The organism is Campylobacter sp. VBCF_06 NA8 (assembly GCF_027737825.1).
Classification (GTDB): Bacteria; Campylobacterota; Campylobacteria; order Campylobacterales; family Campylobacteraceae; genus Campylobacter_B.
In genome coordinates this window covers 40,484-54,930 of the sequence record NZ_JAOVUB010000002.1, presented here as the reverse complement: position 1 = coordinate 54,930, position 14,447 = coordinate 40,484, and the positions used below count along the sequence as shown (strand labels likewise).

The 14,447-nt window shown below is 40.3% G+C and carries 16 protein-coding genes; 5 read left to right on the top strand and 11 right to left on the bottom strand.

Annotation, left to right across the window (positions count from 1 at the left end; all coding sequences use genetic code 11):
* Positions 1-15 precede the first annotated feature (15 nt).
* The 11 genes from OFO10_RS02740 to OFO10_RS02690 all read right to left on the bottom strand — a co-directional run bounded on the left by OFO10_RS02740 (position 16) and on the right by OFO10_RS02690 (position 9,065).
* Entirely contained in the window at positions 16-408 is a 393-nt protein-coding gene (locus OFO10_RS02740; protein WP_270866001.1) for a DUF4878 domain-containing protein, read from the bottom strand.
* 9 nt (positions 409-417) lie between these two features.
* Entirely contained in the window at positions 418-2,439 is a 2,022-nt protein-coding gene (gene glyS / locus OFO10_RS02735; protein WP_270866000.1) for a glycine--tRNA ligase subunit beta, read from the bottom strand.
* A complete protein-coding gene (locus tag OFO10_RS02730; RefSeq protein ID WP_270865999.1) occupies positions 2,423-2,557 on the bottom strand; it encodes a hypothetical protein in 135 nt (44 codons plus the stop codon). Before OFO10_RS02730 ends, glyS begins: the two co-directional genes overlap by 17 nt.
* The gene (locus OFO10_RS02725; RefSeq protein ID WP_270865998.1) at positions 2,554-3,900 is read right to left on the bottom strand and encodes an endonuclease/exonuclease/phosphatase family protein; all 1,347 of its coding nucleotides are present in this window, start codon (positions 3,898-3,900) and stop codon (positions 2,554-2,556) included. The genes OFO10_RS02730 and OFO10_RS02725 overlap by 4 nt, the downstream gene beginning before the upstream one ends.
* On the bottom strand, positions 3,888-4,376 hold the full coding sequence (locus OFO10_RS02720; protein WP_270865997.1) for a tRNA (cytidine(34)-2'-O)-methyltransferase: 489 nt from the start codon (positions 4,374-4,376) through the stop codon (positions 3,888-3,890). Before OFO10_RS02720 ends, OFO10_RS02725 begins: the two co-directional genes overlap by 13 nt.
* A 278-nt stretch (positions 4,377-4,654) precedes the next feature.
* Positions 4,655-5,650, bottom strand: a complete 996-nt coding sequence (locus OFO10_RS02715; RefSeq protein WP_270865996.1) for a hypothetical protein — start codon at positions 5,648-5,650, stop codon at positions 4,655-4,657.
* A gap of 101 nt (positions 5,651-5,751) precedes the next feature.
* Positions 5,752-6,855 carry a CCA tRNA nucleotidyltransferase gene (locus OFO10_RS02710; RefSeq protein ID WP_270865995.1) on the bottom strand — a complete coding sequence of 368 codons (1,104 nt, stop codon included), beginning with the start codon at positions 6,853-6,855 and terminating at the stop codon, positions 5,752-5,754.
* On the bottom strand, positions 6,836-7,255 hold the full coding sequence (locus OFO10_RS02705) for a CiaD-like domain-containing protein (RefSeq protein WP_270865994.1): 420 nt from the start codon (positions 7,253-7,255) through the stop codon (positions 6,836-6,838). Before OFO10_RS02705 ends, OFO10_RS02710 begins: the two co-directional genes overlap by 20 nt.
* Positions 7,245-7,490, bottom strand: coding sequence for a hypothetical protein (locus tag OFO10_RS02700; protein WP_270865993.1), 246 nt, complete (start codon positions 7,488-7,490; stop codon positions 7,245-7,247). The genes OFO10_RS02705 and OFO10_RS02700 overlap by 11 nt, the downstream gene beginning before the upstream one ends.
* A 12-nt stretch (positions 7,491-7,502) precedes the next feature.
* Positions 7,503-8,573, bottom strand: coding sequence for a 3-isopropylmalate dehydrogenase (leuB, locus tag OFO10_RS02695; protein WP_270862017.1), 1,071 nt, complete (start codon positions 8,571-8,573; stop codon positions 7,503-7,505).
* Positions 8,574-8,585: 12 nt separating this feature from the next.
* Positions 8,586-9,065: a 3-isopropylmalate dehydratase small subunit gene (locus OFO10_RS02690; RefSeq protein ID WP_270865992.1), complete on the bottom strand. Its 480-nt coding sequence runs from the start codon at positions 9,063-9,065 to the stop codon at positions 8,586-8,588.
* 231 nt (positions 9,066-9,296) lie between these two features.
* Here OFO10_RS02690 and rpoD point away from each other — a divergent pair, with 231 nt between their 5' ends.
* The 5 genes from rpoD to OFO10_RS02665 all read left to right on the top strand — a co-directional run bounded on the left by rpoD (position 9,297) and on the right by OFO10_RS02665 (position 14,427).
* Positions 9,297-11,174 carry an RNA polymerase sigma factor RpoD gene (gene rpoD / locus OFO10_RS02685; RefSeq protein ID WP_270865991.1) on the top strand — a complete coding sequence of 626 codons (1,878 nt, stop codon included), beginning with the start codon at positions 9,297-9,299 and terminating at the stop codon, positions 11,172-11,174.
* Positions 11,175-11,217: 43 nt separating this feature from the next.
* Positions 11,218-11,925, top strand: coding sequence for an AzlC family ABC transporter permease (locus OFO10_RS02680; RefSeq protein WP_270865990.1), 708 nt, complete (start codon positions 11,218-11,220; stop codon positions 11,923-11,925).
* 2 nt (positions 11,926-11,927) lie between these two features.
* Positions 11,928-12,266 carry an AzlD domain-containing protein gene (locus OFO10_RS02675; RefSeq protein WP_270865110.1) on the top strand — a complete coding sequence of 113 codons (339 nt, stop codon included), beginning with the start codon at positions 11,928-11,930 and terminating at the stop codon, positions 12,264-12,266.
* 64 nt (positions 12,267-12,330) lie between these two features.
* Entirely contained in the window at positions 12,331-13,665 is a 1,335-nt protein-coding gene (locus tag OFO10_RS02670; RefSeq protein WP_270865989.1) for a coproporphyrinogen III oxidase family protein, read from the top strand.
* Positions 13,666-13,743: 78 nt separating this feature from the next.
* A complete protein-coding gene (locus OFO10_RS02665) occupies positions 13,744-14,427 on the top strand; it encodes a F0F1 ATP synthase subunit A (protein WP_270858236.1) in 684 nt (227 codons plus the stop codon).
* Positions 14,428-14,447: the final 20 nt, after the last annotated feature.

The following is a 14,447-nucleotide window of genomic DNA, read 5'->3' as shown; positions in this document are numbered from 1 at the left end:
GCTACTCCTTAAAATTTAGAAAATATTCACCTTCCACTCGCCTTTGTGATTTTTGCGCACTTTCATCATATCATCTATCGTTTTGCCATCTTTAAAAACTATCCGCACTTTCACCGTGCCGACATCCTCGCCGAGATTTTTATCTACGATTTCAATCGATTTTAGACCGTTATGTTTTTTGGCTACTTGCATAGCCTCGCCTACCAACATACCCACTTTGCCCTCTAATGCAGGCTTGACACTTTCATCTTGCATATCTTCTTTGCTAAGATAAATAAGGCTTGCGGCTGTTTTTGTATCGCCAGCATACCCTGCTTCCAAAAAGCCCTTTACCGTATCATCGACACTACCGCCACCACAACCGATTAGAAAAAACATAGCAAAAAACGCTAAAATTAACCTTTTCATACTCTCTCCTTAAAAACTGATTTCTTTAATATCGGCGATTTTTTTGAACGCATTGTAGATTTGACCTACATTTGCAATGCGGTTTGCCCTGATAGCCTTGTCATCTACATTTATCATTACTTTTTCAAAAAACATATCGATTTTATCTTTCAAGCCAAAAAGCGCATTTAGGTAGCTCTCAGGCTCGTTTTGGCTCACGCTAATCGCCTTAAACGCCGAATTTAGCTCGCTCTCAGCTTCATTTTGGAAAAGCGCTTCATCGACAGCACCGATTTTTTCATCTTTTATGATATTTGATAGGCGTTTGAAGGTGTCGAAATTATCCTTAAATTTATCATCTTTTGAAATTTTATCCAGCGCCATAATCGCGCTACCAAGAGCCTTTATATCATCTTCGCCGCTGTTTAGGCACGCTTTTATAATAGATGGATTGACATCGTAAATAGCATAAAGTCTATCTTTGATAAAATCCAACAATTTATCGCTATCAAGCCCAGAATATTGCACCGCTACATTTTTAACTAGCGCCCCCAAATCCAAATTTAGCCCCAAATTTTGCACGATTTTGATAATTCCAGCGGCCGCGCGACGCAGTGCGTAAGGGTCTTTGTTTCCGCTTGGAATTTTATTTATGCTAAATAGACCTGCTAGGCTTTCAAATTTCGTAGCAACCGCCACGAGCGACGAAAACACGCCAGCAGGAAGCTCACTGTCCTCGGAATTTGGCAGGTATTGCTCATAAATCGCGCGCGAGATTAGCTTGTCTTTGCCCGCATGCGCAGCGTAGTAGCTTCCCATAATGCCTTGAAGCTCGCTGAATTCGCCCACCATAGTGCTAAGTAAATCCGCCTTGCTAAGCATTATCGCCTCTTCTAGCGCGCTAGTATAATCCCCACCAAACTCGGCTTTTAACTCTTTATCCCAAAATTTAGCAATCTCTTTTGCGACAGAGATTTCGCGGACTTGCTTATCATAAATCGAGCCAAGCCCGCTTAGATACGAAACGCTTTTTAGTTTTTCTGGATTTAGCCCCGATTTTAGATCGCTTTGCCAAAAAAACATCGCATCGCTTAATCTTGCTCGCAAAACTTTCTCGTTTCCACGCACGATTAGGCTGTTATCATCGGTGATTGCGTTGCTTGCGACGACGAAATGATTACTTAGCTTGCCATTTTTGAAAACTGGGAAATAGCGTTGATTTTCCTTCATCGAAGTGATGATTACCTCTTTTGGCACTGCCAAAAACTCAGCCTCGAAACTGCCAAGTAGCGCGGTTGGGTGCTCGGTAATGGCGACAACCTCGCTTAGCAAATCCTCGTCGATTTCGATTGTAACGCCATTTGCGCTCTCGATTTCTTTAAATTCGGCTAGGATTTTTTCTTTGCGTTTTTGTGCGCTTAAAATCACGCCGTGTTTTTCCAAAAGCGCAAAGTATTCCTCTGCGCTAGTAAATTTGACCTTTTCATACCCAAAGCTTCTGTGTGGGAAAAACGCTAGCTCGCTTTTTACGCCGTAAATTTCAAACTCCACGCTATCATTTCCTAGCAAGCAAGCCACACTTCGAAGTGGGCGGATAAACTCGAATTTGCCCTCGCCCCAGCGCATAGCTCTACCGAAATTTAAACTACCCAAAAACTCCTCAATCATCGCACCTAGCACGCTTTTGCTAGGCTCGCCTTTTTGCACGCTCTCGAAATACAGCACCTCTTTGCCATCTATTTCTTTGAATTTCAATTCACTCTCGCTAATTCCACATTTGCTAGCAAAGCTTAGCGCGGCCTTGCTCCATGCGCCGTCTTTTAGGGCAACTGATTTTGGCGCGCCAGTTTGGACGATGAGGCTGTCGCTTTGTGTGCTGGCGAAATTTTCGTGGCAGATGACAAATCTGCGAGGGGTAAATTCGAAGCTAAATTCGCTTTGCAGGCGGTATTTTTCCAAAACCGCACTCCATTTTGGCGCAATGTTTTTGTATTCCTTCAAAAACGGGATTGCTGGGAGTTCTTCGACTCCAATTTCAATAAGTAATTTCATGTTTCTCTTCCTTTTCTTGATTTCGTTTATTATTTTTTTCTATCATTTGTTTGTTAAACCCGATGACCAAAAACGCCATAAACAGCACAAATGCGGTCATCATAAGCAGATGTATCATTGAACTATAAACTCCTTTTGCTCATCATAAATCGTAAAATACGCGTTATTAAATTTTGCATTTTTTTGATTTTTGATTTTGCCTTTTTTGGAATAAATTTTATATTTTCGCCCATTTACCACGATTTGCCCGTCCGTCACATCGCCCCGGATTTGCGCTACGACATCGCCCGGAGAAATGGTGTGATAGTTAATCTCTTTTAGCGTGTATTTTTCGATACTGCCGATATTTCCGTGGTTTTTGAGGATTTTTGCCTCGCTAAGCTCGAATTTTTTCCTATAAATTTTGGCTTTTTGCACGGCAAGATCTAGCTTATCGCCCACGCTAACGCCACTTAGCCCATACACAAACACGCCCTTGCCCCCTTGCGAAATCGCGCTTCCGTGCTTGTTGGTGTAGGTTACGACTGCGTTTTTTAGGATAAATGGGGCAGAATTTACATCGCCGTAAATTTCAGAAATTTGCGCCTCTTTTAACTCTAAATTTGGATTTTGCACGGCTAAACTTTTAGGTTTGTTTGGCGAAATTTTTTCACTGCTTAAAACAAAGCTAAGCGCGATATGATCGGAGCTTTGTGCCACGCTTTCGGCCTTAAACGAGCCTTTTTTATAGCCAAATTTTGCCTTGCCAAAAAAATCATCGCTAAGCAAAATATGATCTAGCAAAGCCCCGCTATCGTGGGATTTGCACGCAATTAATTTATTTGCGAAGCAGACATTATCGCTCCACAAATCGACAAATTTGCCCTCGCCCAAAATTTCGTTTAAAAGCGAATTTTTGCCGATGCCGGTGTTGAAATCGCCTAAAATCACGCTGTTTTTTTTGTTTTTTATGATTTTTGCTAAAAAATCAAAACTCTTTTTTCTATCCCCGATAGGATTGCGCGCTGAGAGCATGTGCAGGGCATAGACGCTAAATCTCGCCCCCTCAAACTCGAAATCCGCTCTTAAAATATCACGAGTTTTGACACTACTCATACGGTAATACTCGCTCGAAATTATCGGGATTTTTGATAGCACCGCCACGCCAGCTGGGGCTGATTTGGGGTTTGAAAATTTATAAAATTTATACTGCGTTTTGTTTGCCAAAGCTTTTAAGACACCTTCGTTTTCAATCTCTTGAAGTGCGATTATATCGGCGTTTATCTCTAAAATTTCGCCCGCAATTTTATTTAATTTTTCTTTATATTTTGTCTTGTTCCATTTGCCAGATTCTAGGCGGAAATCCTCGTATTCGTTGCCGTTGTTTTCGCCGTCAAAGAGGTTTTCGACATTGTAAGTGGCGATTTTCAGCTCTGCGCCAAAGAGTGCGAGTGCGACGAAAAGAAGGGCTAAAATTCGCAAATCTCGCTCCTAAAATCAAATTCGCTCAAATTTTGGCGAATCGCCTCGTATGTGATAATGCCCACGCTCGTGGCCAAATTTAGACTTCGACCAAGCGCAGTCATGGGAATTGTTATACAATTTTCACGATTTATTCTCATTATATCAAGTGGCAAACCATGACCTTCTGCGCCAAAAAATATAAAATCATTTTTTTGAAATTTTGCCTCGTAATAGAGCTTGTTTGTTTTGGTCGTAGCGAAGAAAAATCGCTCTTTGTGCGCCTCGTTTGCCGCGTAAAATTCGTCCCAGCTCTCCCAAATTCTCAAATCCAAATTCGCCCAGTAATCAAGGCCGGCTCTACGCAAATGCTTATCATCAATGACAAAACCAAGCGGTTTGATTAGGTGCAAGCGACACCCACAATTCACGCACATGCGCCCAATCGAGCCTGTGTTTGTGTGGATTTCGGGATTTACTAAAACGATATTAAACATCAAGCCTTCCTTATTAATTCAAACCGATGATTTTACTAAAAACTCTCTAAATTTACGCTTTTTTGCGGGAATTTTCTTTGAATTTAGCGCGAAATTTAATCAAATTTTGCCTTTAAAAATTCTCTTATCTCATCTCTTTGACAGCGCCAGATTTCATTTGCGATTTCTTTGCCCTTAAATCCGTCATTTATAACGGCTTCGCTTCCTACTTTTGAAGCGAATTTGCGCTCATATAATTAATCATTATGGCAGCAAGGATATCACTCTACAATACTTTTTTATCTTTCCATCATAAATATTTCCCACAAATCTTGCGGAATAAGTTCTCCTAGCGTTTTTTCATCCGGCACATCAACATGTCCCCAACGCCCACGCCATGTTTCCCAAGTTAGAATATTGATCGTATAAGGAAATTTGGCTGTTTTGACATTTTTGGAAAGAGTTATTGCATATATAGGGGTATGTCTATCTATTTCATCTATCTCTTTAATTATTTCTGGTGAGCATTGTTTTTTAACCTCTTCCGGAAAGCGGTCTTTGCCTGTATTTACTCTAATGCCGTATTTTGCAATCGCTTCTTTGCATGATAATGGCGGTTCATAATTAAAATAATTGCCATAAGCCAAATAATAGCTTACAATTTTATTGATTTGTTCTTCATTTAAAAAATAAGCGGTTAAATTGCTTCCTAGCAAAATAGGTTTTTGTGAATTTTTAACATCATATAAAGCGCAATCATTAATTCCGTAACCTTTAAGACAAGATAAAAAGTATTTGTCATCACCGTGATTAAAATATCTTGAATCAATTCCCATACCTTCAATAATTGGTATATTTTCTCGGTCTAATAAAACCGCTTTTTTTGGATTGGTAATATCATAAATTTTGCAATAATCAACCATATTTCCATCTTCCATAACGCAAATTTGGAAATATTGTTTGTTGTTTTTACTAAAATATTTGTAATTTTGACTGAAATAATAGCGATAGTTATCTTTATATTTGTAATCGTATGCAATCGACTGACGAATATCTTGCTTCTGACAGTCTTCCATATCGCTTTCGTTGCCAAAAGCGTAATCACAAAATAAATTTTCTAACTCTTTATTTAATGCGGGTAGATTGGTTTGCACAAATTCGACATCATAGTCTTTTTCATGCTTATAACTTACTACTTTGGCTTCTAATGGGTTATTTGTAGAAGCATTTTCTGCCATTGCCAATATAGGGGTAGATAAGCATAAAACTACGCTTAATAAATATTTTGTTTTCATTTAAAACCTTTCCAAACTAATATATAGTGAGTAATTGCACATATTTTTGTTTTATCAAATTTATCATTTTCTATACCTTACTTAACCTAAATTTATAAAATTTACAAATTCAAATTTGCCAAATATTTTTTGATTTCGTCTTTTTGACGGCGTTTGATTTCAACTGCGATTTCTTTGCCTTTAAATCCGTCATTTATAACGGCTTCGCTTCCTACTTTTGAAATAAATTTTTTCTCATAAATTCCAAGTTTTTTAGCACTATTTATACGGCTTTGGTTATACGCACCCAGCCACGAATTTATCGGCATTTGCAGTGAAATTTGCATTAGTTTTTCATCATTTATTTTTTTATAAAACGGCTCGTTTATAATGCGCTTAAAATGTGAATTTAGCTTTAAATTTTCTAAAATTTGCTTTTTGTCTAAGTTTAGCAAATTTAAAACAGCGTATAAAAAAAACGCCTCGTCGCTTACAAATTTTCGCCCATTGTCAATAAAATTTGCGATTTTTGCGCACCGCTCCCGCGAAATTTGAACGCCAAAATTTTTTTCAAACAGCCCCAAATCGTGTAAAATTTTTAGCCCCAAACCCTGAAATTTAGCCCTAAAAAGCTTGATTAGCTCAGCGCAAATCCGCTCCACACTCAAATCAGAAGTATCGATTTGGCGCATTAATTCCAAACTTTTTGGCTCGATATCGAAGCCAAACCGCGCCGCAAACTGCACCCCACGATACACTCTCAGGCTATCTTCGACGAAGCTTTTTTCATCGACAACGCGCAAAATTCGGGCCCTTAAATCATTTAACCCGCCGTAAAAATCCAGCACCTCGCCACTAAAAATATTTATCATCATCGAATTTATCGTAAAATCCCTGCGCCTAGCACCGATTTTTTCGTCATTTGCAAGGGCGACTTCAAAGGCTTTGTGCCCCACTCCGACCTTGTTTTCGGTGCGAGGCAGAGCAATGTCGAAATTGTGAAATTTATAGACGAAAAACTGCTTTCCAGTCCCAAGTGCGCCAAGCTCGCCCATAATTTCGCTAAATTTTTGCGGATTTATATCATAAACTTCGATGTCGATGTCGCCGCTTTCGCGCCCCAAGAAAAAATCGCGCACGAAACCGCCGACGAAATACGCTCTTTTTGTATATTTTTTAAGAAGGTCGAAAATAGCGATAAAATCGCTATTTTGATAGATTTTCAAGTCTGTTTTCGATACTCGCAAGTAAAAATTCCATAAATTTCAAATTCAGCTCGACCCTAGCCTCGATATCTGCGCTATCGAAGGAATTTAGCCCCTCAAAAAGCACCAATATCCGCTCCCTAACCGCGCTTAAAAACGCCACCTCATCGCTGTTTGCGCTAGCCTTGCTTTTAGGAGCATTAAAATTCATCTCGCTAAAATTCAAGCTATCATCATCGCCTAAATTTTGCGCAATCTCGTCGCTGTCTAAATCAGCACTCAATTCATCGTTTGAGTGCTCGATAAACTCAGCAAAACTCACCGCGCTGGTAGAATTTTGCGAATTTTGCACCTGTTTTTGCGCCTTAATTTCGCTTTTTACAGCGTTAATGATATCGTTAAATTCGTTCTCATAATCCATTTATTAGCCACCTTTTAAGCTCACGATTTTTATGCCCACCAGGACTTAGGAAAATCTCGCTCATTTGCATATTTACACCGCTTTTTATCCTGTGATTTAATCTCACTCTGGCAAATGCCACCCTAGCGTCGCTATCGTTTGGATCTACGCGCAAGAGCGTGCGCGCAAGCGCCAAAGCGCCGTAAAAATCGCCCTCGCACTCCATTTTTAGGATTTCTTCTATCGCTTCGCCCATTTTGCGCCCAGATTAAAATTTATGCGTATAATCGCTGATAATAGAGCCAATTTCGCTAGTAGAGCAGATCTCTTTGGCGTCAAATTTCGCTATATCTTTGGTGCGGTATCCGTCGCGCAAGACCGATTTCACAGCGTTTTCGATACACTGCGCCGCTTCGACCTCATTAAATGCGTATCGTAGCATCATCGCAGCACTCATTATGGTTGCGATCGGATTTGCGATTCCTTGACCTGCGATATCGGGTGCAGAGCCGTGAATCGGCTCGTAGATTCCTACCTTGCCACCGATACTTGCACTTGGCAAAAGTCCAATCGAACCACAAATCATACTCGCCTCATCGCTTAAAATATCGCCGAATAAATTCTCGGTTAGTAGCACATCGAACTGCTTAGGATCGCGCACGAGTTGCATTGCAGCGTTATCGACATACATTTGCTCAACCGAAACTTCTGGGTATGATTTTGCCACCTCCGCGACTACTTCGCGCCAAAGCTGGCTTGTTTCTAGCACATTTGCCTTATCGACTAGGGTGATTTTTTTACCCCGTTTCATCGCCGCTTCAAAGGCGATTTTTGATACTCGCTCGATCTCTTCGTAGCTATAAACCATAGTGTTAAATGCGCTTTTTTCGTGTTTTTCGCGTGGTTGTCCGAAGTAAATTCCACCCGTTAGCTCGCGCACGACCAAGATATCAACGCCTTTGACGGTTTCTGGTTTGAGAGTGGAAGCGTTGATTAATTCATCAAAAATGATTGCCGGGCGCAGGTTTGCAAACGCACCAAGCTCTTTTCTAAGTTTTAAAAGTCCGCTTTCAGGGCGCAAATGTCGCGCTAAATTGTCCCATTTAGCCCCGCCAATCGCTCCAAAAAGCACAGCGTCGCTTGCTTTGGCGGCATTTAGTGTCTCATCAGGGAGCGGAACGCCGAAAATATCGACAGCGCAACCGCCCATTAAATGGTAGTCGAAATTTAACTCAAAGCCAAATTTATGGCTCACGCTATCTAAAACCTTAACCGCTTCTTCCACGATTTCAGGGCCGATTCCATCGCCTTTTATGACGCAAACATTATAAGTTTTCATAAATTTCCTTAATTATTTCATTTGAGATTTCGCATAATTTATCGCGCCACCTGCATTTAGCAATTTTTGCATAAATGGTGGAATTGCGTCGAATTTATACTGCGTATTTTGGGTCAAATTTTGGATTATTCCCTTATCCAAATCGATTTTTAGCTCATCGCCTTCGTCAATTTCATCAGTTTGGTCGCACTCTAAAATCAAAAGCCCCATATTGAAGCTGTTGCGATAAAAAATCCTAGCGAAATTTTTCGCGATTACGCACGAAATACCTGCCGCTTTTAGTGCCATTGGAGCGTGCTCTCTACTGCTGCCGCAACCAAAATTTTTACCAGCTACGATGATGTCGCCTTGCGAAATTTTGTTATAAAAATCCTTGTCAGCGTCCTCCATAATGTGCTTTGCAAGCACATCTGCATCAGATGTATTCAAATATCTAGCCGCGATGATGATGTCCGTGTCGATATTGTCTGCAAACTTCCATACTTTTGCCATAATTTTCACCTTTTCAGTTTTAAAATAAACTTTTGATTTTAGCAAAACCTAGATTAAATTTAAATCAATTTAGCCAAAAAACAGCGTATGAATTTTGCAAAATTTTAAAAATTCAGCCAAATTTTAAATTTTGAAATTTTGCCCTAAATTTGGGAATTTTTTATAAATTTAAGTTTTACTTTATAAAATTTGGGTATAATTAAAGGTTATTTTTGCAGACAAGGAGATTTGATGGCAGTATCAGCAAAAGAACTTAACTCTACGCTTGAACAATTTTTCGAAGAAAACCAAAAAAGCTACATAACCTTTGAAAGATTGATTAAATTTTTCGATACAGCTCCAAAGACAGCTGTCGTAAAAAAAATCGAAACTCTTATCAAAAAATACGATGTGGAGCTTATTTCGGCTGCTGAAATTTCAAAAATCCGAAATATCGAGGACGCAAAATTAAAAGAAGCTACCCAAAAAAGGCTACTTGACGAGGGCTGGGACGATGATTTTGATATCTCAAATGATGTCGAGCTTTTGGAGTGGTCGCGCTCTGATAGCCCAGTGCGTATGTATCTGCGCGAAATGGGACAAATCCCGCTTCTGACCAAAGACGGCGAAATAGAAATCAGCAAAAAAATCGAGCTTGGCGAGGATATCATCATCGATGCGTTTTGCTCTGTGCCATACCTAATCGACTTTATTTTGGATTATAAAGAGCCTTTAATCAACCGCGAACGCCGCGTAAAAGAGCTTTTTAAAAGCTTTGATGATAGCGACGAAGAGGGAGCTGAGGACGAGGACATCGACGATGATTTTAGCGATGATGAGAGCGAGGGCGAAGATGAGGAAAAAGAGGTCAAAAAAGCCCCTAAGAAAAACGACAAACGCACTCTAAAAGTCATCGAAAGCTTCAAAGCCCTAGACAAAGCCAAAAGAGAGTGGATGAGATTTGCCGAAAAAAACGCCGAACAAATCAAAGATAGCAACGACACACTATCTAAGCTAAATTTGGCATTTAAAAAGAAAATTTTAAAAGAAAAGCTTATGGATTTGGGTCCAACTAGCAAGCTAATTACCGAAATCGTAAAATCAATGGAAACAGCTCTTAAAAGCGACGCAGGGTTTGACAAAGAGCTAAAACGCCTAGAATACAAGCTTCCAATGTTTAGCCAAGAACTTCGTGAAAACCACGAAAAAATCCTAAAAGACATAACAAAACTAAGCAAAGAAGATATCATCGCCCGTGTGCCAGAAGCGACCATGGTATCGACTTATGTGGATATCAAAAAGCTATTTTTGACAAAAGAGGCGAGCAAAAAAAGCTTTAACTTAGAGCCTGAGAGATTAAAAGAAATTTTAGAGCAAATCAAGCGTGGCAAACGCATAAGCGACAACGCAAAAGCGCGCATGGCAAAGTCAAATTTGCGCCTAGTTGTGAGTATCGCCAAACGCTACACAAACCGCGGTTTGCCGTTTTTGGATCTAATCCAAGAGGGAAATATCGGACTTATGAAGGCTGTGGATAAATTCGAGTATCGCAGAGGATACAAATTTTCTACATACGCCACATGGTGGATACGCCAAGCCATATCGCGCGCAATCGCCGATCAAGCCCGCACAATCCGTATTCCAATCCACATGATTGAAACGATCAATCGCATAAACAAAATCACACGCAAATATATCCAAGAAGGCGGCAAAGAACCAGATATCAATGTCATCGCCGAGGAAGTGGGACTTAGCGTGGATAAGGTCAAGCAAGTCATCAAAATCACAAAAGAGCCAATCAGCCTAGAAGCGCCAATCGGCAACGAAGACGACGGCAAATTCGGCGATTTTGTCGAGGATAAAAACTCAATCTCGCCAATCGAGCAAATCCTAAAATCAGATTTAAAAGAGCAAATCGACGATATTTTAGAGCAGTTAAACGATCGCGAGCGCACGGTGATTCGCATGAGATTTGGGTTATTAGACGATGAGAGCGACCGCACCTTAGAGGAAATCGGCAAAGAGCTAAATATCACCAGAGAGCGCGTGCGCCAAATCGAAAGTTCTGCGATCAAAAAGCTAAAACACCCAAAAATCGGTCGCAAACTCAAAACCTACATTGAATCTTAAAATTTAAATTTCGCCCATTTTGGGCGAAATTTTACTCCGTTTTATGAGCAAATTCGAAATTTTCAAATCCACAATACCGGTTATGTTAGGCTATATTCCGCTTGGAATCGCATTTGGAATTTACGGCATTTCGCAGGGATTGGAGTTTTGGGTGATGATGATAACTAGCCTGCTAGTCTATGCAGGGAGCGTGGAGTTCGTGCTGGTGGCGTTTATCGTAACTGGCGCCTCGCTGATAGATACCTTTATCATCTCGTTTTTGCTAAATTTTCGCCATTTTTTCTACACAATGTCGCTCATCGACGAACTGCGCGCAATCCCACGCAAAATTTATCCCATTTATGCGCTTACTGATGAAACATTTGCCCTGCTTAAAACTCGCGTTTTTTTAAGCGATGATGAGCGCAAAAATGGCATTAGCGAGCAAAGAGCGCGCGAGCTGGGGCTGATTTATAATCTCACGGCTGTTTTTAACCACTCGTATTGGATTAGTGGTGTGGCGATTGGATCGATCCTTGGAGCTAGTTTAAATGTCGATTTTAGCGGGGTTGAATTTAGCCTTGTGGCACTTTTTGCGATGCTAAGTTATGAAATGTTTAAATCAAACCCACAGCATAAAATTTTGATTTTTAGCCTTATTTGTGCGTTTGCGGGGCTGTTTGTATTCCCTGTGAAATACTATCTTTTTGGCACTTTGCTTTGCGCGATTTTTGCGCTTTTAGCATTTCGCAAATTTTTTGAGCGAGGCTAGAAATGGAGATTTTCGCATATATCGCAATGGCTAGCATAGCTACCGTGCTAACTAGATTTTTGCCGTTTTGGCTCTTTAAAAAAAAGAGCAAAAACCCCACGCTCGTGTATCTGCAAAAAAACTCTGGGCTTGTGATTATGATAGTGCTTATGATTTATGCGCTAAAAACTATGATTCCAAAATTTAGCGAAAATGGCGAAAATACCACATTTTTCGCCACTATTTGCGGGCTAGTGTTTTGTCTGGCGCTCTCGTTTTTGGCGCACGCTAAATTTAGAAATTCGCTGATTACAATCGCAGTTCCGACGCTTTTATACACGATTTTTCTGCGATTTATATGAATTTTAAGATAAATTTCGCTAAATTTAAAAGTTAATTTTTTATTTTAAAGAAGGTTTAAGCTTTATGCAAATAATCACAAATTTTATCCAAAATTTTGCCAAAAAATATGCTAGTAAAACAATGCAAAATTCACTTTATAATTCCCTTAGAATCGATATTTCTGACCAAAATATAGAAAAAATCCCAGATCCAGCGAAAAACTACATGCTCTACATGCATGTGCCGTTTTGCCACACATTTTGCCCATATTGCTCTTTTCACAAATACGCCTATGACAAAGACGCCTGCAAAGCCTATTTTAGCGCACTTAGAACAGAAATGCGTCGCACGAAAGAGGCAGGATATGATTTCAAAACACTCTATGTCGGAGGCGGCACAACCTTAATCGACGAAGACGAGCTTTTGCGCACATTGGAGCTTGCAAAATCGCTTTTTAATATCGAGGAAATTTCATGCGAAAGCGACCCTAACCACATCGACCCTGCCTCGCTAGCAAGGTTTCGTGGGCTAATAGACAGATTAAGCGTGGGCGTGCAAAGCTTCGATGATGAAATTTTACGCAAGGCTGCGAGATATGAGAAATTCGGCAGTGGCGAGGTTTTGCGCGAAAAACTAAGCAAGGCGGTTGGGGTGTTGCCGATTTTAAGCCTTGATTTGATTTTTAATTTCCCATTTCAAACAAAAGAGAATTTACTCCGCGACATTGCTATGGCAAAATCCGTAAATCCAGAGCAAATCACCATGTATCCGCTGATGAAATCGCCTCTGATGCGCGATCAAATCGCGCGAAATTTAGGCATAAGTAGCGTGGATAACGAAGAGGAATTTTACAAAATAATCTGCGATGAATTTAGCTCGTGGCACAAAAATAACTCATGGGCGTTTGCGCGAGAAAGCTCAAATATCGCCGATGAGTATGTGGGCGCAAACCACGAATATTTGGGCATTGGAAGCGGTGCGTTTAGCTTTTTGGACGGCAGACTTTTGATAAACGCTTTCAACCTAAGCGATTATTCAGCTCGTATCAAAGAGGGCAAAAGCACAGTGATTGCCACATGCGATTTTAGCGATAGCGAGAGGGCAAAATATATATTTTTGACCGAGCTTTTTAACGGCGAGATTGACATGGCAAAATTCCAGAGCGCAAACGGCATAAATTTACGCAAAGAGCTAGGGCGCGAAATCTCGCTACTTAGGCTTTCAAATGCAATCAGCGTGGAAGGCGGCAAAATCATTACGACGCAGTTTGGAAAATATCTTTGCGTGATTTTGATGAAGGAGTTTTACACTGGCATGGATAAGGTCAGAGCGACCTTCAAAGATGACGCTAAAATCAAGCGCGCAAAGCATATTGCGATTATGGAAGAAGAAGTGCAAAATGCGCAACAAATTGCTTAAATTCGCTCAAATTTTAAACCAAATTTAACGATTAAAAAGGTAAAATGTGCGCAAAATTTTAATCCCAAAAGGTAATTTATGTTAAAAGACATATTCTTGTTCGCTGGTAGTTTATTTACTTACGACCACACTTTTATTTATCTATTTTATTTCTTTTTAGTAGTTGCTATCATTATAGCTATTGCGATTTTTTCTACTCGCTCACTTCAACTCGTCCCACACGGTATGCAAAATATCGCTGAGGCTTATGTCGGCGGTGTTTTATCTATCGGCAAGGATACAATGGGTAGCGAAGAAAGAGCCAAAAAATATCTCCCACTTGTAGCAACTCTTGGTTTGGTTGTATTTTTAAGCAATATTATCGGTCTAATTCCTGGTTTTGAATCCCCTACTTCTAGCCTAAATTTGACGCTTTCTTTGACACTTTGCGTCTGGTTTTACTACCATTTCGAGGGTATTAGAGAGCACGGCGTCGTGGGATATTTCAAACACTTCATGGGTCCAGTAAAGGCTCTTGCGCCATTTATGTTTATCGTCGAGCTTATCTCACACTTCGCGCGCGTTGTGTCGCTGTCTTTCCGTCTTTTTGGAAATATCAAGGGCGATGATATGTTCCTTTTGGTTATGCTTACGCTATTCCCTGCGCTCGTGCCTATGGTGCCTTATGCGCTACTAACCTTTATGGCGATTTTGCAAACTTTCATTTTTATGGTTCTTAGCTATGTTTATCTAGCTGGTGCCGTAGTAGTTGATGAGCATTAATCTTAAACGAAATCTCTTAT